The sequence below is a fragment of the Candidatus Kryptoniota bacterium genome (assembly GCA_036567965.1).
GTDB lineage: Bacteria > Bacteroidota > Ignavibacteria > Kryptoniales > JAKASW01 > JAKASW01.
Genome location: DATCTN010000029.1, coordinates 69459 through 90342, shown reverse-complemented (window position 1 = coordinate 90342; position 20884 = coordinate 69459). Strand labels below are relative to the sequence as shown.

The following is a 20884-nucleotide window of genomic DNA, read 5'->3' as shown; positions in this document are numbered from 1 at the left end:
CCGTCAGCTTCGACGGCTCGCGCTTCGCCAGCGGTGTGTACTTCTACCGGCTCGTGACCGGCAATAAAATTCAAACCATGAAAATGGTTCTCGTGAAGTAGCAAATTCACTTCCAAAGGGCGGCATCATCACGGTGCCGCCTTTTATTTTTCCGACGACGCGATCCTTATCTTCCCTTCCTGATTGCGAGACTCTGCAAACTTCCTGACGTAATAATTGAACTATCTCTGATTTGATTTAAATTTCATGCGTCATGAGGCGGAGGCTGTTCCGCAGAGTATCTTTAAATTGACAATCCAACTCAGGGAGGAAGAGGTGATGAAAAAATTATTACTCACTCTCCTGGTTTTAATCGAGACTCAATCCGGATCGCTGGCACAGGGAGTAGTCAACGGCGATTTCGAACAGGGCCACAGTCATGGATGGACGAAGGCTCACAGTACACGCTGATCGGAACTGCCGCATTCTTTGCATCTTCATCGATTGACCCGGCCGTAATCCCTCGCTCTGGAACATATATGGCTAGACCGGGCGGGTACGCATATAATGTCGACTCTCTCTATCAAACCATCACTGTCCTGACAAACACCCCTGTGTATCCCGGGTTTCCGGATATCCTTATTTAGTTCCCACGGCTCTGTTCCAATAAAACACCGTACTTGCGTCTTTGCGTTTCTTGAATTCGCGCAGCTCAACCGCGACTAAATCAAATTCAAGCGCTGAAGCCACTCCATGTTCAACGATACCCTGCTTCGCTCCCTGGAGAACACTTAAAGTGTTCTCGACCCAGAGCTCAAACGCCGGACTGTGGCTGTAGTGTACTTCGGGTTGAATGCTTAATTCTATTTTCCTGAATCCGGCATCGCGGAACAGGACCATCAATTTCTTACCTATGTATGCGTCCCCGCCCAGCATTTCCTGTAGCGTCCCGAGATCATTCCATAATTTTTCGTAAACCGGACATTTCGGATAAAAAAGGTTCATCGCGATATTGTTTTCCATCGCGAATACCTTTCCGTTCCGACCGACAACCCGCCTCATTTCCTTCAACGCTCCGAGTGGATCGCCCAGATGTTCCAGAACATATCTGCTGTACACGATGTCGAAAGAGTTGTTTTCGAACGGCAGCCCCTGCGCATCTGCCCTTACGAACTGCAAATTCCTCGGCGGCCTCGGTACCCGCGAGAGTTGCTCCCACGAATACTCGAGCCCGATTATCTTTCCATGCTTCAGAAGTCCCGCGACCGATGAGGTAAGTATGCCGAGTCCGCTTCCGACCTCGAGGACGGATTCATTTCCTTTGAGACCAAGAAATTCGATATAAGGTTTGTTGGTGATGTCGTTTAGTTTCGCGAGACGGGTCTGCTCCTCGCGATTTGTGCCGTGCACATATTTCGCGCGCCTGGACATTTTATTTTAATGCTAGTACGATGAAAGCAATTACCGCCAGCGTCACCGCGATATATGCGCCTGGGGAAAGCATCTCCTTAAGCACAAGGAAACCCAGCGTGTTCGAGACGATTATCGACACCGCTCCGAAGAGCGCCATCGTCTTGCCGAGTTGAACTGAAGTCATCACGTAAAGCTGACCGAACATCGCGACCGTTCTGATCGTGAAATAGACCGCGAACCACACGCTCACGAATGCCGCAAGTGTGAACCCGTATTTTCGCATGTACATCCTGGCCATCAGATCACCGGTGCTGAAGAGGAGCTGTGACCCGACAAGAATGAGAACTGAACTGTTCATTTTCAATGAAGATAAGGAGAGACGGGGGTATGTTACAAAAAAAGCTCATCGTCCGCTTGAGATCACGACGCGAGGATTGCGATTGAGTCAGTATTCGACTTCGTAAGTCTGAATCGGTCTGCTCAACCCTTTTACGGAGATTGCCTCGAGAGATTTCGTCCGCACATCCTTGCTCGTCAGGAGTCTCCACGACGATTCGGAAACGATTATTTGTCCCGCCTGCGCGATGGAGCACAGCCGTGCGCCGAGATTCATGTTATTACCGAGGACCGTATGGTCCATCCGCTCCTCGCTTCCGACGTTTCCTACAATCGCCATCCCTGTATTTATTCCGATCCCGACGCGTATCTCCTCGGCGTATTCGGTTTCGATGTTCTTCAACTCCTTCTGAATCTCGATTGCGCAAAGTACCGCGTCGTCTACCATCGTACCACCTTCGAATATCGCTACCAGCTCGTCGCCGACGTATTTATCGACCACCCCATTGTGTTTCGTGACAATCTTTGCCTGTTTGCTGAGATACGTATTGAGAAGTTCTATGACGACTTCCGGTTCCACGCGTTCGGATAGCGCCGTGAAGCCGCGGATGTCGGAGAAAAATACCGTTACGGTCCTTCTTTCTCCACCGAGATGGATCTTCCCGCCGTCCTGCTGGATCATTCTCACGGTCGAGGACGAAATGAACTTCGACATGAGGAATCTCTCCTTGAGTCCGAGCACCATTTCGTTGAACGATTCAGCAAGCACTCCGATCTCGTCTTTCGATTTCACCTGCAACTCGAAGTCGTAATTGCCGTTCCGGATTTGCTGTGTACCGCTAACAAGGCGTCTCAGCGGCGACGAGATACCCTGGGCGATGAAGAACGCCCCGACTATCGCGACGATGAGCGCAAGAATTCCGACACCGAGAATGACGTTTTCGATCGTCTGGTAAGCGGCGAGCTCCCGGTCTACCGAGACGGCGATCACATATACGGCATCGCTCCCGGTCGAAGCGCGGGAATAAGCGCAAAGGAAATTCTCGCCGTTCAGCTGGGCTTCGCGCTGATAAGTTTTCCCGTCTTTGAGATTCGTTTCAATGTCTGCTTTATTGACAAGATACGACCTTAGAAGATCGAGCTGGCCGATGTCGGAAAGCGTGGACGCGGCGACTTTGTCGCCGAGTATGAACGTAATGTCACTCTGTGTATCGTGCTTCAACGACTGTGCTTCCTGCTCCGTGATCAGGTTACCAAGTGTGAGCGTTCCGACAAGGAATTCCTGGAATATCGGGACCGTGACGGCCTGGTAGAGCTTATCGTCGATAACCCAGATCGAGATGTCGTCGGACGAGGGGTCCTTGCCCTGCAGCGCGGCGGCCACAGACGGCTCACCGCGAAGAGTGTCGCCGAATTTCTCCGGATGGTCGAGCCTGAATAGCACCTGCCCTTTGTCGTTTGTCAATGTGAAAAGGTCAACCTGTACCAGCTTGGCGGGACTCTCCTGGCGGTTCAGCACATAATCTTTTATTGTGGCCGGATCGCGCGTCGACAGCTGCGCTTTCAGAACGGGAAGTTCAGAAATGAGCATGCAAGACTCGACCAGGCGCTGATTGCGAAGCGCGAGAAACCTTTTAAAAGTCTGGTAAGTGGTCGTGAAGTCCTGCTGGAGCTTCGCATCCGTAAGCTCGTGGATTTCATTCCGGACGATAAATAAAACCGAACCGCTTATGAGAACGACGAGAGCCATCGTAAGCACGAGAAGGCGGTTGCGCAGTGAGGGAAGAAACAGCCCGTAAAGAAATTTCATGCTCGCCGTTACTCCAGTACCGGATGGACGGTCGTCGTTCCGCCGGCTGTTACCGTCACCGACTCGTCGTCACAGTGAAGCCGCTCGTGCCAGACCTTCATCGTGTAAGCGCCCGGAGGAATGTTTTCGATCTTGAAGAACCCGCGTGCGTCAGGTTTTGCAAAATAAGAGTTGTCCAGAACTACGATAAACGCCGACATATAAGAATGGATATCGCAGAATATTTCCGCAACACCGGTTTTATCGAATCTCACCGGCACGACTTCGCCCGTAGGCCGCCGACCGATATTGAATTTTTTTATCGACGAGAGAGAGAAAACATTGTGATAAGTTTTGTCCTCATTGACGAACTCGACCGTCGTGCCTTTTAACACTGGAAGAACATGCGGAATAAATGTGGCGTTCTTCTGATTCATCGTAGCTTTACCGGGCTCCCCGTTGACCGAAAGTCCTCTACCTTCGAGACAGATTACAACATTCTCGTTTTCATTTGAGTGTGCATTCGCCGCGGCCATATCCATCGTCGGGTCACCGTATCTCATGCCGCGATCCCTCCGCACCACCTGAGAGCCGCCGTGAAGCTCGACTGTTCCCTGAAGAGTTCCTGTCCGATCCTGTTTTGGCTTCGAGTCAGCGTCGTTCTCAACCGTACCCGCCATGTACGCAACAACCGCAATTACCAACCCGATAATGTACTTCTTCCTCATTCTATCCCGTTCATTTCATCAAAATGAAACTACAACCGCCAGTCCGATTACATCGAGATCCGGTTTCGGATTAATATCAATGTCGGTCTTCTCATAATCCAGTTTTAGAAGAAGTCCATGCACTGGCTTGTACCCCAGACCTACCGCGTATCGAGTTGCGTTGGGACTCCAGGCAATAGTTCTAATTACGGGCGACGAGTATTCATAAGGATCGGTGATGTTGCTATACCTCAACGGGTTGTATCGAAGCGCGAGAAAAATACCGGGATAAAATGACGCGTCGATCTTCAGATCAAGGAGGAGCTCCTGGCTCGAAAGATCCAGCCATTGACCGGGAGGAAGCCCGCTCGCGTAGACATAATTAGAATTATAGGTTATATAAGGCGATTTGAACCTGTTGAAAATGTATTCCGCATTAAGCTCGTAGTAAAGATAACTTACTCTCGCGTCCACGCCGTAAGTGGACTGAATGTACTTACCGAGCGAACCGTATGTGTTTTGAAAACTCTGATTCGCAGCCGAGGATGTCATATACGGGCCAACCGAATATGACGCGCCGAGACTTCCCCAGATCGCGGGATGAACCGCTAGTCTTCCCTGGAATGACGGGTTGGCATTTACGTTGTAGTCGCTCGAAGTGGAAGAGAGCGGGGCATTCGTGAGCGCGAAGTCATAATCAAGGAACCCGTCGAAGAAAGTTCCGAAAGCTTCCGCACCGATATAATACGCGCCTGTGTAAACAGAAGTGAGCTTGCCGCCATACTGGCTCCCCGCGGCGGCCGCGGCAGGTGGATCGAGGTACCCGGTTTGCGGAGATACATTTTGTTGATATGTAAAGAAGAGCGGGTAACCGATAAAAGGATTGTCCGGTGCGAGCTGGCGTTTCGGGAACGACCCGAATGGCGTGAGGATCTTTCCGGCCGAAACTGAAAGTGCGTCGCCCAGGAGATCTGCGACTGTCACGTAAGCGAGCTTGAAGTCGATTCCCTTGAACGACGGAGCGCTCTGTGGACTGTTAGCAAGGTCCGCCGTCAGAGAGACCGAGTTGTTCAGGTCTGCCTCCATGAAGACATCGAACTGATGGATATTGAACTGGATGTAGTCGTTAGGAACCGAGTTCAGGTCCCAGCGGCTGTCTTCGCCCCCCTTCAATACTTGGAAATCGTAATCGCCCCACCATTTCACCTGGGCAAAGGACGTAGTGGTACAGAACAAGAGGTAGATTATACATATACGTTTCATTTTCGTTCTATTTTGAATCAAAAAGGTTACTTCGCTCGCAGATGCGGCGCAATGTGCCAGTGAGAAAGGCGTAACAGATATACTAACTGATGTGAGGCTCAAAGAGTTTCCTCATGTAGTATTAATCCCGGCTCACGACCGCGTGCCGGATTGCCGGAGTCCAACCTTCTCTCACATCTTGCAATTGCACCACGCCGTATTTAAACTCACTCCAATGCACCGAGAGGAAAGAGAATGAGCAAAGGACCTATGAAAGCACTCGGCAAAATTGCTCGGCCGGTGGTCCGCGCGTGGCTCATAGCGGGTACACTCGATATAACTGCCGCGTCGGTCTACTACCCTCTGGTTTATAAATTCAAGCTGATACTATTGTACCAGAACATCGCCAGCGGCGTATTCGGTGACAGTGCTTTCCGTAGCGGAATTCCGATGGCGGCTCTCGGACTTCTGTTTCATTATCTCATCGCGCTCAGCTGGACGTTTATATTTTTTTTCCTTTACCCCAGAATCAAAATGATGTCAAAAAACAAATTCGCAACAGGAACGACCTACGGCATTTTTGTCTGGGCTGTAATGAACCTGGTCGTCCTACCTTTAAGTAACGTGGAGCATTCTTCGTTCAACATAGGCCGTGCCCTCGTGGCAGCACTTTTCCTTGTGTTCTGCATTGGTCTACCGATTTCTATAGTCGCGACAAAGTTCTACTCAGAAATCTAACGGTTCGTTTTGACAGAAAAAGAAATAGTCAAATCCCGGCTCGCCAATCAGCTTCTTGTCGGCTCGAAGGCGAAGTCACCCGCGGATGTCGTCGAGCAGCTCGTCGGGATACATGCACAAGATTACGCAGGGAGCGAATTATCGATCGGTGTCCGGCTTCGTGGATCTAACCTTATCGACATCGAAGAAGCGATCGCCGAGAGGGAAATTGTCCGTACCTGGGCAATGCGCGGGACATTACACTTCATTGCGGGACGGGATATGCGTTGGATTCTTAAACTCCTCGCTCCGCCGATGATCATTGCACTCGCGCGCCGGTATAAGGAATTGGATTTAGACGCCGCAATATTTAGAAAGGCGGAATCTCTTCTTTCGAAAACATTGAGCGGTACAAAACAACTGGCGCGTGCGGAGTTGGTGTCCGTCCTGGAGAAGAGCGGCATTTCATGCGCAGGCCAACGCGCTGTGTTCATCCTGCACCGGGCTTCCCTTGATAGAGTTATCTGTTTCGGCGTAAATCGCGACAAACAGCAAACGCATGTCTTGTTTGAAGAGTGGGTGCCCGAGAGCAGGCAGTATGGACCCGAAGAATCTCTGGCTCAACTGGCCTTTCGATATTTCGCCGGCCACGGTCCGGCTACTATTCAGGACTTCATCTGGTGGTCGGGTCTGAAATCGGGTGACGCGAACACCGGACTCGAACTTGCGCGATCATCTCTTGAGCATGTGGACAACGCGGGCAAGAGATACTGGATGCCGCCTCACGTATCGTGGCCGAGAGTAAGATCTCCGGTCGCTCACCTCCTTCCGGGATTCGACGATTTTCTTCTGGGATACAAAGACAGGGGCGCGTCTCTCAATCCAACACACGCCAGGCATTTGCAGCGGGGAGGAATGTTCGCACCCTTCATCCTAATTGACGGCCATGTCGTGGGAACATGGTCGAAGAAAGTGAAAAGAGACGAAGTCATTGTATCACCCCAGCTTTTCTCTCCACCGGACAAGGCAACTGTAAAGTCGATTACTGAAGCGGCGCAGCGTTACTCGAAATTCATTGGGTTGTCTCCAGCACTGGTCTGGAAGAAATCTGGCAGTGGGTTTCCTTAGGCAATTGACTCCTCTGTGCGCACTCTGCGGTCGGGATAAACCCAGCTTCCGGCTACACAGGAGGCGCAAAGACGCGAGAGAATCGTCAGACGATGATGAGACAAAATACCAGAAGACTCATCCGTTTGCATTTCGCAGTTTCACTTCTTAAAATCGTTAAGACCTGGGCGTGATGGTCGACTGTTATCAGAAAGGTCCGCGTAAGCATCGGGAGGGCAAAGTGAAACGCGTTTTAGGATTTCTTAGACTCTTTCCGGTATTCATCGTACTTTCAATTCTCGCGATGTTTTGCAGCAATCCCGCCGGAAACAACAACGGCGGAGGCCAAACAGGGAAGGTCGATTCCATCTCTCTCTGTAACTCCACGATCGCCAGGACAAGCCTTGGCGACGTTATCGACGGCGACATGGTCGTCGTGGGAACGTACTTAAAGGACGGCGACTCGCTTTCTCACCTGGTAGGCGGGCTGATCTATTCTATGGTGGTTACAGGAATCGACTTCTCTACTCTCAGCGCGACTCACTTCTCGTTTGCAAACGGCATCTACTCCTACAGGACTCCCGGTCACGCTATCGATCTCGTATTCTATTTCGCGGAAGACTATGGCGCATTCCATTCGGGCGATACGATTCCATACAACTTCTTCTCAACTGACTCGTACGTGACAAATGTGCAAATCGGATTGAACGGCGTCACTTACGACAACGGCCCGCTCTACGATATCGTTCAGGGAAGCATTTCCTTTAACAATCTCACTCCGGTCGTCTCGGTTCAGACGACGAAGATTGCATTCACTGTAAAGAGCGCGGGACAATTCTCGGTCCGGCTCGGAAACTATGTGGACTCGCTCCTCGTCACGATGACAACTGCCCGAGCAACGATCCAGACATTCCGTGACCAGCTTGACGCCGGCGGTTTCGGGTTCTCGTATGATTCATCCGTTTATAAGAGTAAGGCGTTCAACATTAATGAGACGATCTACGGCTCTATGTTCTACATGAAGAAGAACGGCCAGTTATGGTACTGGGAGGGATACTACCTCGGGAACGTGCACAAAGGAAATTTGAACTACTTCATGAGAGGCCTCGCGTCGAACATAAGGCAAAATTATACCGGATACTTTTGTGACCCGGTGTATGCGGATTCATTCGGAGTCGCGATACACGACACTTCGCTTACGTTCGGGCACTTCTATTCAATTTACGGAGACACGCTTCTCTATCTCCTGAGCGGCTAGTCCATAGCGGATTGGTCGGTCGCTGCAAGCACACTCACAGGAAATTTTAAATCCTAAAACCTTGCCCAAGGCATCCCTTCAGGAAAACTCTGAACAAATTCCAAATTCAACATCCAGAAACGCGGCGGATGCTGGATTACGACGGACATCGTCTTTAGGGTGATACGCGATTCGATAACGGCAAAACGACTTCGCCGACCGGGAGCAAGCCATGAGCCTCTACGAGGACATGGGAATCACCGTAGATGAAATGCCAATGTACAATCATGACCACAGGCTGTCGACTTCCTCACGTCTTCACGAAAGCTTCAAGGACAGATTCCTAGAGATACTATCGGCAGCAGGGGTGTGGATAATGAAGCGGAAGCAATAAAAAGCTTCCAAAACGATCAATCTGAGCTTCACAACGCCCTTCTTCACCCTGCCGCTGCGTTGTTGAAAACGGATCGGACGGTAAGATTCCGTTTATCAGGCAAGCGGATTGATGTGTACCGCTGTCAATGTCTGCCCGTACCACGCATTGTCATATAGATCGACCCCTTGAATCTAAGTTGACATCGTACCAAAAAGCCCATATATTGCTTCCACTGGCTGTTGCTTCGCTGATACGGTAATTCATTCTGAGAGAGGAGGTACATCCATATGCCTTCAGATGAAAGTACCGAATCTTCAACTCTCGACCGACGCAGATTTATTGCTACCATAACCACTGTACTCCCTGCCATCGCCGTAGTTGGTCTTTCGTTTATCATCGATTCCTGCAAAAAAAACAATCCGGTCAGTAGTTGCGCCGATTGTGCTTCTTCATGCACTACCGGCTGTTCGACATCGTGCACAGGGGCTTGCAAAGCGACTTGTGCGGACGATTGCACGGGAGCATGCAAAAGTACGTGCACGGCAAGTTGTGCCAACGATTGCACGGGTGCATGCAAAAGCACATGCACGGCAAGTTGTGCCAACGATTGTTCCGGTGGATGTACTGGGTGTACCGGCACCTGCCAAAATAGTTGCTTGGGCGGTTGCACGGGAACATGTGGAACGAATTGTACAGGTACCTGTGTGGGTACATGCAAAACTACCTGCTCAGGGGCATGCGGATTAGGGTGTGCAGGTGCATGCACTTCTTGCACTAGCTGCACAGGTGGATGCACTACGACGTGTTCCGGAGGGTGTTGGCAGACTTGTAAGGGTCAGTATATGCTGTAATTCTTTATGACCTCGGCTGAATCGTTTTTTCAATCTGTTCTACGGCATCGATGACTGCTGCGAGCAACTATTTTTACTCGAGGATCCAATTCTGCGGGCAAATTCAGTTCCGTCTATGATCCAAAGCAATTGATTATGGAAAATTATATTTTCGGCAAGAATCAGAAGAACTGGGGGGAGGTAGTAGCTAAGAACGTTACTCTTATCGTAACCGAAGACTGCCAGCTCAGATGTCGCTACTGCTACCTTCATGGCAAGAATCATGTAAACAAAATGAATTGGGACGTTGCGAAGAAAACAGTCGACTATCTCCTTTGTAACCGGGAGTTGTTCAAGGAACAGTCGGTGATATGGGATTTCATCGGCGGTGAGCCCTTTCTGGAAATCGAACTTATCGACGAGGTCAGCGATTATATCAAGCGCCGAATGTATGAGGAATCCCACCCGTGGTTCAACAGCTATCGATTCAGCTTCTCTACCAACGGACTCTTATACGACGACCCCCGGGTGCAGAAATATATCGAAAAGAATACGACACATCTCAGTATCGGGATTACTATCGACGGCACACAACGCAAACACGACATGCAGAGAGTGTACCCGAATGGACGGGGTTCATATGCCGATGTAATAAGGAACGTCCCTCTGTGGCTATCGCAATTCCCGAACTCGGGCAGTAAAGTCACCGTCGCCCACGACGACCTACCGTTCATCTTTGAGAGCGTTCTTCACCTTTGGGGTCTAGGGATCAATACTGTTAACATCAATGTCGTCTTCGAGAATATATGGCAAGATGGCGACGACGCGATTCTAGAAGAACAACTGGTAAAGCTCGCGGACTATGTACTTTCAAACAGGCTTTTCACCAAGGTAAGCGCTTCATTCTTTTCGGATACGATCGGTCAATTCTTGGACTGTGTGAACGATAACCAGAATTGGTGCGGTGCGGGCAGAATGCTCGCCGTGGATTATAAAGGAGATTTCTACCCCTGTATCAGGTTTGCACCATTCTCCATGCTCAAGCGAAAGCCAAGGTGCATAGGAAACTGTTTCGAAGGCATTGATCAGAACAAGCTTCGACCATTTCTTGCTCTTGATAGGATTAGCCAGAGCTCCCGGGAGTGCATTGAGTGCGAAGTGTCGAGAGGATGCGCGTGGTGTCAGGGACTGAACTACGACGAAGCTGATACGGACACGATCTATCAACGGGCAGTATTTATCTGCAAAATGCATAAAGCACGAGTACGTGCCAACAAGTACTACTGGGAACGATTCCAAAGAATGACAAATGAAGGGCGTAACTTCGTGGGTGTTGAGCAATCACGTTCGCATTGACAATGAAATTCTTAATACTCCCGGTCGATAAGTCGTCTGTCTCGTTCTGTTTCTACGCTAATCGATATGATCCGTCAGAGCCGGAGCCAATTCCCAAAGCAACGATAAAGACTGCTGTAAATTTTGCATGCACGAACGGATTGACAATCCATTTTCTCTATGGAAGGACGGACCCTCCTTCGCAATATAAACGCATCATCGAAAGCATAAACCACGTAAAGATCGTCCCGCTGACTCTCGCTAAAAAATACCCTGAAAGTATCGTCGTCATCGACTCTGAAGAAATCGAGCGCGTCGGGAATTCCGGCCTTGACCCGGGACGAAACGTGATCGTTCGTTTGTCAAAGGAATTTCTCCCTCAGCTGGCAGCCATTCTTCCCCGCCTGTTCGGAATCTTCCAGAGACTCAATTTGTGCATCGTGGGGATGGAAAGCATTACCGAGATAGAACTCGATCTCTATGGCCAACAACTATTAATGCTCGCCGAGAGCGTATCCCGCTACTACCGTCAAGGTAATATTTTCGAACTGAACTTACTTTCGGATAGAATCGTTCTGGATAAGATGAAGAACTGTGATGCTGGTTGTGAACATTTCACCGTCGGTCCCGACGGTCGGTTGTATCTCTGCCCTGGTTTTCTTTATGACGATCCCGATGCATCCGTCGGTAGCCTTGAAGAAGGAATACATATACCCAATCCAGAGCTCCTCCGACTCGATCACGCTCCGATATGTTCTCATTGTGATGCTTACCAATGCATGCGTTGTATCTACCTCAATAAGAAATTAACCCTGGAAGTCAACACCCCTTCACACCAACAATGTGTCGCCTCGCACAAAGAGCGGAGCGGGTCGGAAAAAATTCTAACCATCCTACGGGATATACCCGCTTTCGCCGGTATGAAAAATATTCCGCCGATAGATTACGACGATCCCTTGATTCTGTTGCGACGATCTAGAGAACAATCTTCCGAGGGCGGATACATGATTGCGAAAACCCCGGTCATGACGGACATTCGTGGGCAAACCAATCCGCTCACACGCAAGACAACAGAGCAAACATTAAACTACAAGAGCGATTCCGCCGAGCAACCGTCAATAGCAGTCTTGATGAAAGTCCTCAGGAACCAGGAAGAAATTTTGGAATTATTGAAGAAAGGAGCGCACCCATTCATGAACACGAACAAAAATGACGGAAATTCAAATCCTGAACCTACACGGAAAACTACCGCGGCTTTGACAAAAAAAATAGTAGGTAGTGTGGCTCCGGCTGAACGGGACGAAATTCGAGCGCTATTCGAGAGAAAAAATGGATTAACGGAATTATTCCGCTCCCTCAGCAGCCTTAATGAGGCAGAGCTTCAGTCAAGCGCACTTTACGAAAGAATAGTTGCCGATATGGGGGATGTGAGTGTCCGATTTCAAAAGTGGTGGGATGCAATGAGCAAAAAATACTCCTGGGATAATATCCCCGGTTATAAATGGGAAATCGATTTCGATTCATGCGAGATTTATCTGGAGAAACAATAGTCAGAGAGTAGGTGATTGATCAAATAAAGCCGGGACTTCGGGTTCCCCCTTTTTTTCCGCCCGGCACCTCTGCCTCCGGAACATTCTTCTAAAACAGCCTCGGTTCCCTCCTCCCTGCGCTTTGCTCTGCCACATCCATCTTCGCCGGACTAATGATATTGGACTGCAGGCTGTCGACAACCAATATCGGTTTGTTGTTCTTGAGGATTTCGATTTTCATCTCTTTCTGCAGAACCGAAATCCTATATGTCGTCTCCGCGGGACGAGCCGAAATCGGAATCATGAAAATGCAAAGGATCAGCAGTAGGAATTGTTTCATTTTATGAACCTCTATTCTAGATCGCGGGTAAATGAGTCCAAAGAGTGCTCGCTGGTGCCGATAATTGTCCGCAGCGCCGAAGAGCCGCAGATATGGTACAACGTAACGAAGAGTTTCTCGATAGGGTCAAGGATAATCATGTACTATCACTTAGTCACAGGTGCGAACACATTGAATGTTTATCCGACGGCGGCAATATCGTATAAATTCTAGTTAACAGGCCAACTGGGTTCGCTCGATTGCCCTGCCAGGAAGAGACTCTCTAATACACTCCCGTCTCGAGTGTAATGAATCCGACCAGGAATCCGTGGTTCCTTGGAGGCGAATCGAAGTTGTCCTTCACGCCGGCCTGCAAACCCAGACTGAATCTCGGTTTCCCCTTGCCCGGCGATCCGAAAAGTCTGAACACCGAGAAGCCGGCTTTAGGTGCGACTCTGAACCATGAGATTTCCCTCGCTCCGAACAACGCTGTGTCCCAGCCGATAAACACAGACGCCTGCATACTTACCTCGTCCACGGACGAGTTCGCGATGAGATTGACGTGAAGTTGTCCGTTCGAAGCGATCGGAAGGAGGAGGAAGAACAGCTGTCCAAAGAAGCTTGAAAGCGAATCGAACTGCATCTCTACGCCGCCGAGATACTCTGCCGCTCCGATTACCACCATGCACGGTGACCAGTAGGAAATATTGGACCTGTTGGAATTGTACGGATCGTGAGGGAGGATCGGAACGGTCATGTTCCACTGATACGCAACCCGTTCAGCTGAAAATCTTATATATAACCCCGGTGTGATTTCGTTGGATTGGAGTGATGTGAACACGCCGAGCTGCTGTGCGTCGGCTTCCGAGCCGGCAACAGCACAGAGAAACGCGAGCATGCATACCTTTCTCACGACTGTTTGCCCTCCTCAACGTTCGAAATGTGATCGTTACCTTACTTCCTTTTCACCAAGCTGGCAACGGTCACTAACACGGAGCTCGCGAGCTAATTTTTAAGAGCTAATAGCTAACCGCAGTTCCTCAATCATTCTTCCTCGAACAGATCCTTCTGCTCGCCGTTCGAACCGTTCCCACCGCCGTCCTCCTCGGCGATGACGCGCGCAACGGCAGCGATCGAGTCGCTTCCCTGCAGCCTGATGAGGCGCACACCCTGCGTGTTGCGGCCGGCAAGTCGAATGTCTTTCACGTGCTGACGGATCAGGAAACCCTTGGTCGTGACGATCATTATATCGTCGTTGTCGATCACTTCCTTTATCGCGAGGAGCTTGCCGTTCCTGTCGCTTGTCTTGACGGTGATCAGGCCCTTCCCGCCGCGGTGACGATGCGTGTACTCGTCGACTTCGCTCCGCTTTCCGAATCCCTTATCGGTGACGACGAGGACGCTGGCATCGGACCTTCCCATAGCAATCATGCCGATCACCTCGTCGGCCCGTGAAACGTTCATTCCTCTTACGCCACGCGCGCTGCGGCCCATCGTGCGCACGTCTTTCTCGTTGAACCTCAGAGCGAATCCGTTCTTGCTCCCGATTATAATGTCCTGTTTGCCGCTTGTCAGGAGCGCGTCGATGAGCCTGTCGCCCTTATCGAGTCCGATCGCGATGATGCCAACCTTCCGCGGATTTGAGAACTCGTTCAGCGCGACCCTCTTCACGAATCCCTTCTTCGTCACCATCGTGATGAAGATTTCTTCTTCGAAGTCTTTGACCGGCAGGAACGCGGTAATCTCTTCGTCGGGCATTTTCCCGATAAGGTTCACGATCGATCTTCCACGCGACGCGCGGCCGCCTTCAGGGATCTCGTGAACTTTGAGCCAGTATGCCCTTCCCTTGTCAGTGAAGAAAAGGATATACTGGTGTGTCGACGCGATGAACATGTGCTCGACAAAATCGTCTTCGCGGGTCGTCTGCGCGGTGATCCCTTTTCCTCCGCGGATCTGGCGCCTGTAACCGCTCACCGGGTAACGCTTGATGAATCCGTTATGCGTGATCGTCATGACGACGTCTTCTTCCGCGATCATATCTTCGATGCTGAACTCGGATGCCTTCTCGACAATCTCCGTCCTTCTCTCGTCTCCAAAGTTCTTCTTGAGTTCAAGGAGCTCGTCGCGGATTGTTTGCATCCGAATTCCCTTACTGGCGAGAATTGCACGCAATTTTTCGATCAGCTTTATCGTCTCCCGGTACTCGTCTTCGATCTTCTTTCTCTCAAGACCCGTCAGTCTCTGCAGCGTCAGCGCGAGGATCGCCTTGGCCTGAATCTCGCTGAGCTTGAATTTCCTCATCAGGTTGACCTTTGCGTCCTCAGGATCCTTCGATTTCTTTATGAGCCGGACAACTTCATCGATGTTGTCGAGCGCAATCTTATATCCTTCGAGTATGTGTGCCCTCTTCTCGGCAGCATCGAGGTCGAACTTCGTCCTGCGCACCACCACCTCGTGGCGGTGCTCGATGAACTTCTCCATCATTTGCTTGAGCGTGAGGACTTTCGGCACGCCGTCCACGAGCGCCAGCATGATCACGCCGAACGTCGTCTGCATCTGAGTGTGCTTGTAAAGATTGTTGAGAACGATTTGTGCTTCCGCGTCCCGCTTTAGCTCCACGACGACGCGGATGCCGTCGCGGTCCGATTCGTCTCTGATATCAGAAATATCTTCGAGCTTCTTCTCGCGGACGAGGTCGGCAATTCTCTCGATGAGGCTCGCCTTGTTTACCTGGTACGGCACTTCGGTGATGACGATGTTCACGCGCCCTGATTTGGTCGTCTCGATGTTAGCCTTCGCGCGAAGGATAATCCTGCCGCGGCCGGTTTTGTAAGCTTCCCTGACTCCCTCGTAACCGAATATGATTCCGCCCGTCGGGAAATCGGGTGCTTTCACAATCTTGATCAGCTTTTCGTCCGACGTGTTGGAATCTTTAATGAGCGCCACTATTCCGTCGACCACATCGCTCAAATTGTGCGGCGGAATGTTCGTCGCCATGCCGACAGCGATTCCGCTTGCGCCGTTGACCAGGAGGTTCGGAATGAGAGACGGCATAACGGTCGGCTCTTTGAGCGACTCGTCGAAGTTCGGAACGAAATCGACGGTGTTCTTTTCTATATCGCGGAGCATTTCGGCAGCGATCCTGGAGAGGCGTGCCTCGGTGTAACGCATTGCCGCGGGTGAATCGCCGTCGATGGATCCAAAGTTTCCCTGCCCGTCAACGAGCGGGTAACGCATCGAAAAGTCCTGTGCCATCCTGACGAGCGTGTCGTACACTGCGCTGTCGCCGTGGGGATGATATTTACCGAGTACCTCTCCGACGATCCTCGCGCATTTCTTGTAGGGTTTGTTGTAATCGAGACTCAGTTCCGTCATTCCGAAGAGGACGCGTCTGTGTGCGGGTTTGAGACCGTCTCTCACATCGGGGAGCGCCCTCGCGACGATTACGGACATCGCGTAATCGATGTAAGAGCCCCTTATCTCATCTTCTATATCTACCGGAACCACTTTTTCATTTAACGCCATAACCATCCCTGTTTTCTGAAATTTCTTTTAAATTATCATGCGAGCGCCAGACAAACCTGCCGCTGCGATTAATGTAACCCTTCTCGACTGCGTCTTCAGCCCGTGCAAGACCACCTATGAAACTGTCCGCATCGATGAACCGCGGTTTGATCACGAAGTTTCCGTGCGTGTCGATGTAACCCCACAATCCATCCGCCTCGACCGCAGCGAGACCCGATGAAAAAAAGAGGGCATTCTCAAACCTTATGTCAAACGGCTGGGCACCGGTAGTGTCGATAAAACGCCAGGTCCCTTCCCTCTCGACCAGCGCGAGGCCGTCGTGAAATTCCCTCGCGTTGACAAATGGGCCGGGAATAACCGTCTCACCTTTCGTGTTTACGTATTTCCAATTGCCGGCAACGTCGACTGCGGCAAGCCCACCAGAAAAACTCCCCACCCTGTCGTAATCGAGTCCGATAATCATCTTGCCGGTGGTATCGATGAACCCCCGCTTGCCGTTCAACGTAACATTCGCAAGTCCACCGGAGAAGTCTCCCGCAGAGTCATAAATGTAGTTTACAACCAGGCGGCCGCTTCTATCGATGTAGCCGAATTTTTCAACGTCGTTGAAAAGATTTATAGAGAACCGTTTCATCACACGAGCTCTGCCGTCGTGGAAGTCGCCTGCCTCGAGATACTGAGGCTCTATTATCTCGTGACCCGTCGTGTCGATGTAGCCCCACTTTTCGCTGCCAAGGAAAGTAGCGTTTCGCACCCTGGTTAGTCCCTCGGAGAAATTACCTCCGTCGACGTAGTCGGTGTTGATGGTTGAATCGCCTTTGGGGTCGATATATGTGAGGTGCCTGTAGAACCACCAGTAGAAGGAGACGAAAACTTCCTTGCAGTATCCTTCCGAGAATTGCGATCCTTTGGAGTACACCGGAGGGATCGCGACGCGTCCCCACGAATCGATATAACCGAATTTCCCGTTCACCTCAATCGGGAATCGCGGGGTCTGCGCCTCCGCCCAGTTGAACCGAAGACACATGCCAATCACGACGACTAGCAGATAAATTTGCCCGCTTCGCCTCATAGACCCAGTTTGTTGAGAAGGAAGTTAAGTCTTCCTCTCAGTCCAAGTCCATAACCGAATCGCGAAGCGGTTCCGCGCCCGTAATGACGGATATAGTTGTCCATTTCAAAATGCTTCAGGGTAAAACCTTTCGCCGCCGCTCCGGCAAAGTTCTCCATGGTCGGCATGCCATGGTGTTTAAATGGCGGAAGTTCGAAGTAAGCGTTTCTCCGTAGCATCATGTAAGCAGAAATAAGAATCGGTGTCCCTTCGGTAGTCGAGAACCCGCGTTTGTTGACATGGTCGAGCCGGCCAACGCCATAAAGTTTCTCGTCCTCGTTCAGCGCGCTCACCATCCGCTCGAGAAATCCGCCTCGCATTGTCTGCGTGTCACTGTCGAGGAAGAAAAGATACGGTTCTGTTCTCTCGAGGGCCGCGGCGTGCATTGCCGGACCATGGTAGATGTTCTTCTCGTAAAATCTGGTCAGAATTCTAACGGGATTTTTTTGCGCAAGTGCTCTGATCGCGTTCCTCGACTGGTCGCGCGAGCCGTTATCAATTATTAGCATCTTTACGTCGGGATAAAATTTCCGGAAGGATTCTACCGCGATCTCCAGTAGATCAATCGTCTGATAATTCGTAACTACTACGCAGACATCGTCAAGCATCGGTTGCCCCCATTCTCATAAAATCTTTCCCATTGAAACAGACTGACATAGAATTGTCCATCGATTAACCTCTTCCTAACCCTCTCCTAAAAGGAGAGGGAAGCGTTGGCTCCCGAAGAGGCATACCCGATCGGTGTTTCCCTGTCACCGCTGCGTCTCCACGAACTCGAGTATGCGCCGCGCGACACCATCGACATTCCTGAGAACATCCAGATTATTAAATCTGAGGGTGGTAAGTCCATTCGCTCTCAGCTCTTCCTCCTTCCTTGCGTCCCGCTCGATCGTCTCGGGATCAGTGACGTGTTCTGAACCGTCTACCTCGATCGCAAGTCTGATCTTCCAACAAACGAAGTCGACAATATAAGAACCGATCGGTACTTGCCTCCTGAAATGTAATCCCAGTCGATTTCCTCTGAGTTGTAACCAAAGCTTCCGCTCTGCGTCAGTCGGCGCTTTCCTGAACGCCTTTGCAGACGCCAGAGCTCGCTTCTCATAAAGAATCTTTGCAGCGACCATCAAACACGCACCACTGCATCATTGAGCCTTTGCCAAAAGGCAACCCTATCTCCCCCTCTTAGGGGGAGACTGAGAGGGGGTTTGTACAATGAATCGGTCCATCTTTCGACGATACGACCGCATGGAATCTCCAGACTTGTAATTACTCCCATTTCAGACATCAAGGTTTCTGACATACTTCGCGTTCTTCTCGATGAATTGCTTTCGCGGCTCGACTTCTTCGCCCATAAGAATTGAGAATGTCCGATCGGCTTCGGCGGCGTTTTCTATGGTTACCTGGAGCAATGTCCTCTTAGCGGGATCCATCGTCGTCTCCCACAGCTGCTCCGGGTTCATCTCGCCGAGACCCTTGAACCGCGACACGACCACATCACCTTCGCTCCCCTTCTTGTAAGACTTTATGATATCTTCTCTATCGTCCTCACTGTATGCATATTGCTCGGCCTTTCCTTTTTTCACTTTGTAAAGCGGCGGCTGCGCGATATACACTTTCCCTATCTCCACAAGTTCCTTCATGTAGCGGAAGAAAAATGTCAGTAGGAGTGTCCTGATATGACTCCCATCGACATCGGCATCGGCCATCAGGATGATTTTTCCGTATCTCGCTTTGCTCGCGTCGAACTCCTCGCCGTCACCGATGCCGGCTCCGATCGCCTGGACGATCGCGCGGATCTCGTCATTCTCGAGAATCTTGTTCATTCTCGCTTTTTCAACATTCAGAATTTTTCCTTTCAGCGGAAGGATTGCCTGGAACTGCCTGTCGCGCCCCTGTTTTGCCGAGCCACCCGCGGAATCTCCCTCGACGATGAAGATCTCGCAGTGCTCCGGATCGTTTATAGAACAGTCGGCAAGTTTACCGGGAAGATTCGAGGACTCGAGCGCGTTCTTCCGTCTTACGATCTCGCGAGCTTTCCTCGCCGCCTCGCGCGCCTCCGCAGAAGTCACCACCTTCTCGATGATCCTCCGAGCGATGCCCGGGCTTTCCTCCAGGTACTGCCCGAGTTTGTCGTTGACTATCGTCTGGACGATGCTTTCCACCTCGCTGTTGCCGAGCTTCGTCTTCGTCTGTCCTTCGAACTGTGGCTCGGGGACTTTCGTACTTATCACGACGGTGAGACCTTCCCTGAAATCATCGCCAGTCAGGTTGACTTTGTCGGTCTTGACGAGGTTGTTCTTCTCAGCGTATGACTTCAGCGTTCTCGTGAGTGCGCTCCTGAACCCGCTGACGTGTGTCCCGCCTTCAATCGTGTTGATGTCGTTCACGTACGAGAACAGGTTTTCACGGTAGTCGTCGCAGTACTCGAATGCAACTTCCACCGACACCCCCTCACGCTCGGCTGAAATGTATATCGGGTCTTTTGTCAGCGCCTTCCTTGTGCCGTCGATGTACCGCACGAATTCGGTGAGGCCTCCGGTATAGTGGAATATCTCTTCCTTCCCGTCCCGTTTGTCGAGGAGCTTTATCTTTATCTCAGGATTCAGGAACGCGAGCTCGCGCATCCTTTCGGCGACAGTCTCGAACTTGTAGCTGCGGTTCTTGAAAATCTCCCTGTCGGGAGTAAATATCTGCGTCGTGCCCGTCCTCGGGTCTTTCCCGATCACCTTGACGGGCTCGACCGGGTCGCCCCGCTTATACTTCTGGTAAAAGATTTTCCCTTCGCGATAGACCTTCGTTTCCATAACCTCGGAGAGCGCATTCACCACGGAAACTCCGACACCATGAAGGCCGCCCGACACTTTGTAAGTGGACTTGTCGAATTTCCCACCGGCATGGAGCATCGTCATAACAACTTCAAGGGCAGACTTCTTTTCCTGCGGGTGCATGTCGGTCGGGATACCGCGTCCGTCGTCTTCAACGGTTACGCTGAAGTCCTTATTTATCGTCACGATAATGTTTTTGCAGAAACCGGCAAGCGCCTCATCGATCGAGTTGTCGACGACTTCATACACGAGGTGGTGCAAACCGCGCTGGCCGACGTCTCCGATATACATTGCGGGGCGTTTCCTGACAGCTTCCAGTCCCTTGAGGACGGTAATACTTTCGGCGGTATAGTCCTCGCCGTTTCCACCCTTAGGCTTGGTCGCCTTCCCGGCACCGCTCCTGGAAAGCAGTTTCAAGTCGTTCGGATCGGGTTTCGCTTTGGGCGGCTTTCCGTTCTTCTGTATTTTTTGCGGTTTGGCTTTAGTAGCCGCTTCCTTCTTCGCCAT

The 20884-nt window shown here is 51.0% G+C and carries 20 protein-coding genes; 8 read left to right on the top strand and 12 right to left on the bottom strand.

All coding sequences use genetic code 11. The annotated features are described in order from the left end of the window. Window positions 1–318: 318 nt before the first annotated feature. Window positions 319–450 (top strand): hypothetical protein, encoded by a 132-nt coding sequence (locus VIS48_13670; protein ID HEY9167199.1) that lies wholly within the window; start codon window positions 319–321, stop codon window positions 448–450. Between the two features lie 168 nt (window positions 451–618). On the opposite strand, the gene VIS48_13665 is transcribed toward VIS48_13670, so the two are convergent. From VIS48_13665 to VIS48_13645, 5 genes are all read right to left on the bottom strand, one after another. Beyond that, complete coding sequence (locus VIS48_13665; GenBank protein ID HEY9167198.1) at window positions 619–1410, bottom strand: methyltransferase domain-containing protein; 792 nt, start codon at window positions 1408–1410, stop codon at window positions 619–621. A 1-nt stretch (window position 1411) separates the two neighbouring features. Further along, window positions 1412–1750, bottom strand: a complete 339-nt coding sequence (locus VIS48_13660; GenBank protein HEY9167197.1) for a hypothetical protein — start codon at window positions 1748–1750, stop codon at window positions 1412–1414. A gap of 87 nt (window positions 1751–1837) precedes the next feature. Continuing rightward, the gene (locus VIS48_13655; GenBank protein ID HEY9167196.1) at window positions 1838–3538 is read right to left on the bottom strand and encodes an adenylate/guanylate cyclase domain-containing protein; all 1701 of its coding nucleotides are present in this window, start codon (window positions 3536–3538) and stop codon (window positions 1838–1840) included. An 8-nt stretch (window positions 3539–3546) separates the two neighbouring features. Beyond that, entirely contained in the window at window positions 3547–4245 is a 699-nt protein-coding gene (locus VIS48_13650; GenBank protein HEY9167195.1) for a hypothetical protein, read from the bottom strand. Window positions 4246–4263: 18 nt separating this feature from the next. Further along, complete coding sequence (locus VIS48_13645) at window positions 4264–5487, bottom strand: hypothetical protein (GenBank protein ID HEY9167194.1); 1224 nt, start codon at window positions 5485–5487, stop codon at window positions 4264–4266. A gap of 234 nt (window positions 5488–5721) precedes the next feature. On the opposite strand from VIS48_13645, the gene VIS48_13640 reads away from it, so the two are divergent. The 6 genes from VIS48_13640 to VIS48_13615 all read left to right on the top strand — a co-directional run bounded on the left by VIS48_13640 (window position 5722) and on the right by VIS48_13615 (window position 12618). Continuing rightward, complete coding sequence (locus VIS48_13640; GenBank protein HEY9167193.1) at window positions 5722–6204, top strand: hypothetical protein; 483 nt, start codon at window positions 5722–5724, stop codon at window positions 6202–6204. 9 nt (window positions 6205–6213) lie between these two features. Then, on the top strand, window positions 6214–7311 hold the full coding sequence (locus VIS48_13635) for a winged helix DNA-binding domain-containing protein (protein ID HEY9167192.1): 1098 nt from the start codon (window positions 6214–6216) through the stop codon (window positions 7309–7311). A 220-nt stretch (window positions 7312–7531) separates the two neighbouring features. Then, window positions 7532–8548: a hypothetical protein gene (locus VIS48_13630; protein HEY9167191.1), complete on the top strand. Its 1017-nt coding sequence runs from the start codon at window positions 7532–7534 to the stop codon at window positions 8546–8548. A 211-nt stretch (window positions 8549–8759) separates the two neighbouring features. Beyond that, the gene (locus tag VIS48_13625; protein ID HEY9167190.1) at window positions 8760–8921 is read left to right on the top strand and encodes a hypothetical protein; all 162 of its coding nucleotides are present in this window, start codon (window positions 8760–8762) and stop codon (window positions 8919–8921) included. A gap of 968 nt (window positions 8922–9889) precedes the next feature. Further along, window positions 9890–11089: a radical SAM peptide maturase, CXXX-repeat target family gene (locus VIS48_13620; GenBank protein ID HEY9167189.1), complete on the top strand. Its 1200-nt coding sequence runs from the start codon at window positions 9890–9892 to the stop codon at window positions 11087–11089. A gap of 2 nt (window positions 11090–11091) precedes the next feature. Further along, window positions 11092–12618: a CXXX repeat peptide maturase gene (locus tag VIS48_13615; protein HEY9167188.1), complete on the top strand. Its 1527-nt coding sequence runs from the start codon at window positions 11092–11094 to the stop codon at window positions 12616–12618. A gap of 88 nt (window positions 12619–12706) precedes the next feature. Here VIS48_13615 and VIS48_13610 read toward each other — a convergent pair whose 3' ends face one another. Then, window positions 12707–12937 (bottom strand): hypothetical protein, encoded by a 231-nt coding sequence (locus VIS48_13610; GenBank protein HEY9167187.1) that lies wholly within the window; start codon window positions 12935–12937, stop codon window positions 12707–12709. 3 nt (window positions 12938–12940) lie between these two features. On the opposite strand from VIS48_13610, the gene VIS48_13605 reads away from it, so the two are divergent. Beyond that, entirely contained in the window at window positions 12941–13150 is a 210-nt protein-coding gene (locus tag VIS48_13605) for a hypothetical protein (protein HEY9167186.1), read from the top strand. Window positions 13151–13199: 49 nt separating this feature from the next. Here the strand turns inward: VIS48_13605 and VIS48_13600 are convergent, their stop codons facing one another. The 6 genes from VIS48_13600 to gyrB all read right to left on the bottom strand — a co-directional run bounded on the left by VIS48_13600 (window position 13200) and on the right by gyrB (window position 20884). Further along, complete coding sequence (locus VIS48_13600; protein ID HEY9167185.1) at window positions 13200–13829, bottom strand: hypothetical protein; 630 nt, start codon at window positions 13827–13829, stop codon at window positions 13200–13202. A 131-nt stretch (window positions 13830–13960) separates the two neighbouring features. Then, window positions 13961–16441 (bottom strand): DNA gyrase subunit A, encoded by a 2481-nt coding sequence (gene gyrA / locus VIS48_13595; GenBank protein HEY9167184.1) that lies wholly within the window; start codon window positions 16439–16441, stop codon window positions 13961–13963. Next, a complete protein-coding gene (locus VIS48_13590; protein HEY9167183.1) occupies window positions 16428–17468 on the bottom strand; it encodes a WG repeat-containing protein in 1041 nt (346 codons plus the stop codon). The genes gyrA and VIS48_13590 overlap by 14 nt, the downstream gene beginning before the upstream one ends. A 41-nt stretch (window positions 17469–17509) precedes the next feature. After that, a complete protein-coding gene (locus VIS48_13585; protein ID HEY9167182.1) occupies window positions 17510–18160 on the bottom strand; it encodes a glycosyltransferase family 2 protein in 651 nt (216 codons plus the stop codon). Window positions 18161–18304: 144 nt separating this feature from the next. Next, window positions 18305–18676, bottom strand: coding sequence for a DUF559 domain-containing protein (locus tag VIS48_13580; GenBank protein ID HEY9167181.1), 372 nt, complete (start codon window positions 18674–18676; stop codon window positions 18305–18307). A gap of 153 nt (window positions 18677–18829) precedes the next feature. Further along, a complete protein-coding gene (gene gyrB, locus VIS48_13575) occupies window positions 18830–20884 on the bottom strand; it encodes a DNA topoisomerase (ATP-hydrolyzing) subunit B (GenBank protein ID HEY9167180.1) in 2055 nt (684 codons plus the stop codon).

Bases quoted from the DNA above. Each gene is read 5' to 3' on its own strand.
- VIS48_13670 (HEY9167199.1), top strand. From the start codon at position 319: ATGAAAAAATTATTACTCACTCTCCTGGTTTTAATCGAGACTCAATCC.
- VIS48_13665 (HEY9167198.1), bottom strand. From the start codon at position 1,410: ATGTCCAGGCGCGCGAAATATGTGCACGGCACAAATCGCGAGGAGCAG.
- VIS48_13660 (HEY9167197.1), bottom strand. From the start codon at position 1,750: ATGAACAGTTCAGTTCTCATTCTTGTCGGGTCACAGCTCCTCTTCAGC.
- VIS48_13655 (HEY9167196.1), bottom strand. From the start codon at position 3,538: ATGAAATTTCTTTACGGGCTGTTTCTTCCCTCACTGCGCAACCGCCTT.
- VIS48_13650 (HEY9167195.1), bottom strand. From the start codon at position 4,245: ATGAGGAAGAAGTACATTATCGGGTTGGTAATTGCGGTTGTTGCGTAC.
- VIS48_13645 (HEY9167194.1), bottom strand. From the start codon at position 5,487: ATGAAACGTATATGTATAATCTACCTCTTGTTCTGTACCACTACGTCC.
- VIS48_13640 (HEY9167193.1), top strand. From the start codon at position 5,722: ATGAGCAAAGGACCTATGAAAGCACTCGGCAAAATTGCTCGGCCGGTG.
- VIS48_13625 (HEY9167190.1), top strand. From the start codon at position 8,760: ATGAGCCTCTACGAGGACATGGGAATCACCGTAGATGAAATGCCAATG.
- VIS48_13620 (HEY9167189.1), top strand. From the start codon at position 9,890: ATGGAAAATTATATTTTCGGCAAGAATCAGAAGAACTGGGGGGAGGTA.
- VIS48_13615 (HEY9167188.1), top strand. From the start codon at position 11,092: ATGAAATTCTTAATACTCCCGGTCGATAAGTCGTCTGTCTCGTTCTGT.
- VIS48_13610 (HEY9167187.1), bottom strand. From the start codon at position 12,937: ATGAAACAATTCCTACTGCTGATCCTTTGCATTTTCATGATTCCGATT.
- VIS48_13605 (HEY9167186.1), top strand. From the start codon at position 12,941: ATGAACCTCTATTCTAGATCGCGGGTAAATGAGTCCAAAGAGTGCTCG.
- gyrA (HEY9167184.1), bottom strand. From the start codon at position 16,441: ATGGCGTTAAATGAAAAAGTGGTTCCGGTAGATATAGAAGATGAGATA.
- VIS48_13590 (HEY9167183.1), bottom strand. From the start codon at position 17,468: ATGTGTCTTCGGTTCAACTGGGCGGAGGCGCAGACCCCGCGATTCCCG.
- VIS48_13585 (HEY9167182.1), bottom strand. From the start codon at position 18,160: ATGCTTGACGATGTCTGCGTAGTAGTTACGAATTATCAGACGATTGAT.
- VIS48_13580 (HEY9167181.1), bottom strand. From the start codon at position 18,676: ATGGTCGCTGCAAAGATTCTTTATGAGAAGCGAGCTCTGGCGTCTGCA.
- gyrB (HEY9167180.1), bottom strand. From the start codon at position 20,884: ATGGCGAAGAAGGAAGCGGCTACTAAAGCCAAACCGCAAAAAATACAG.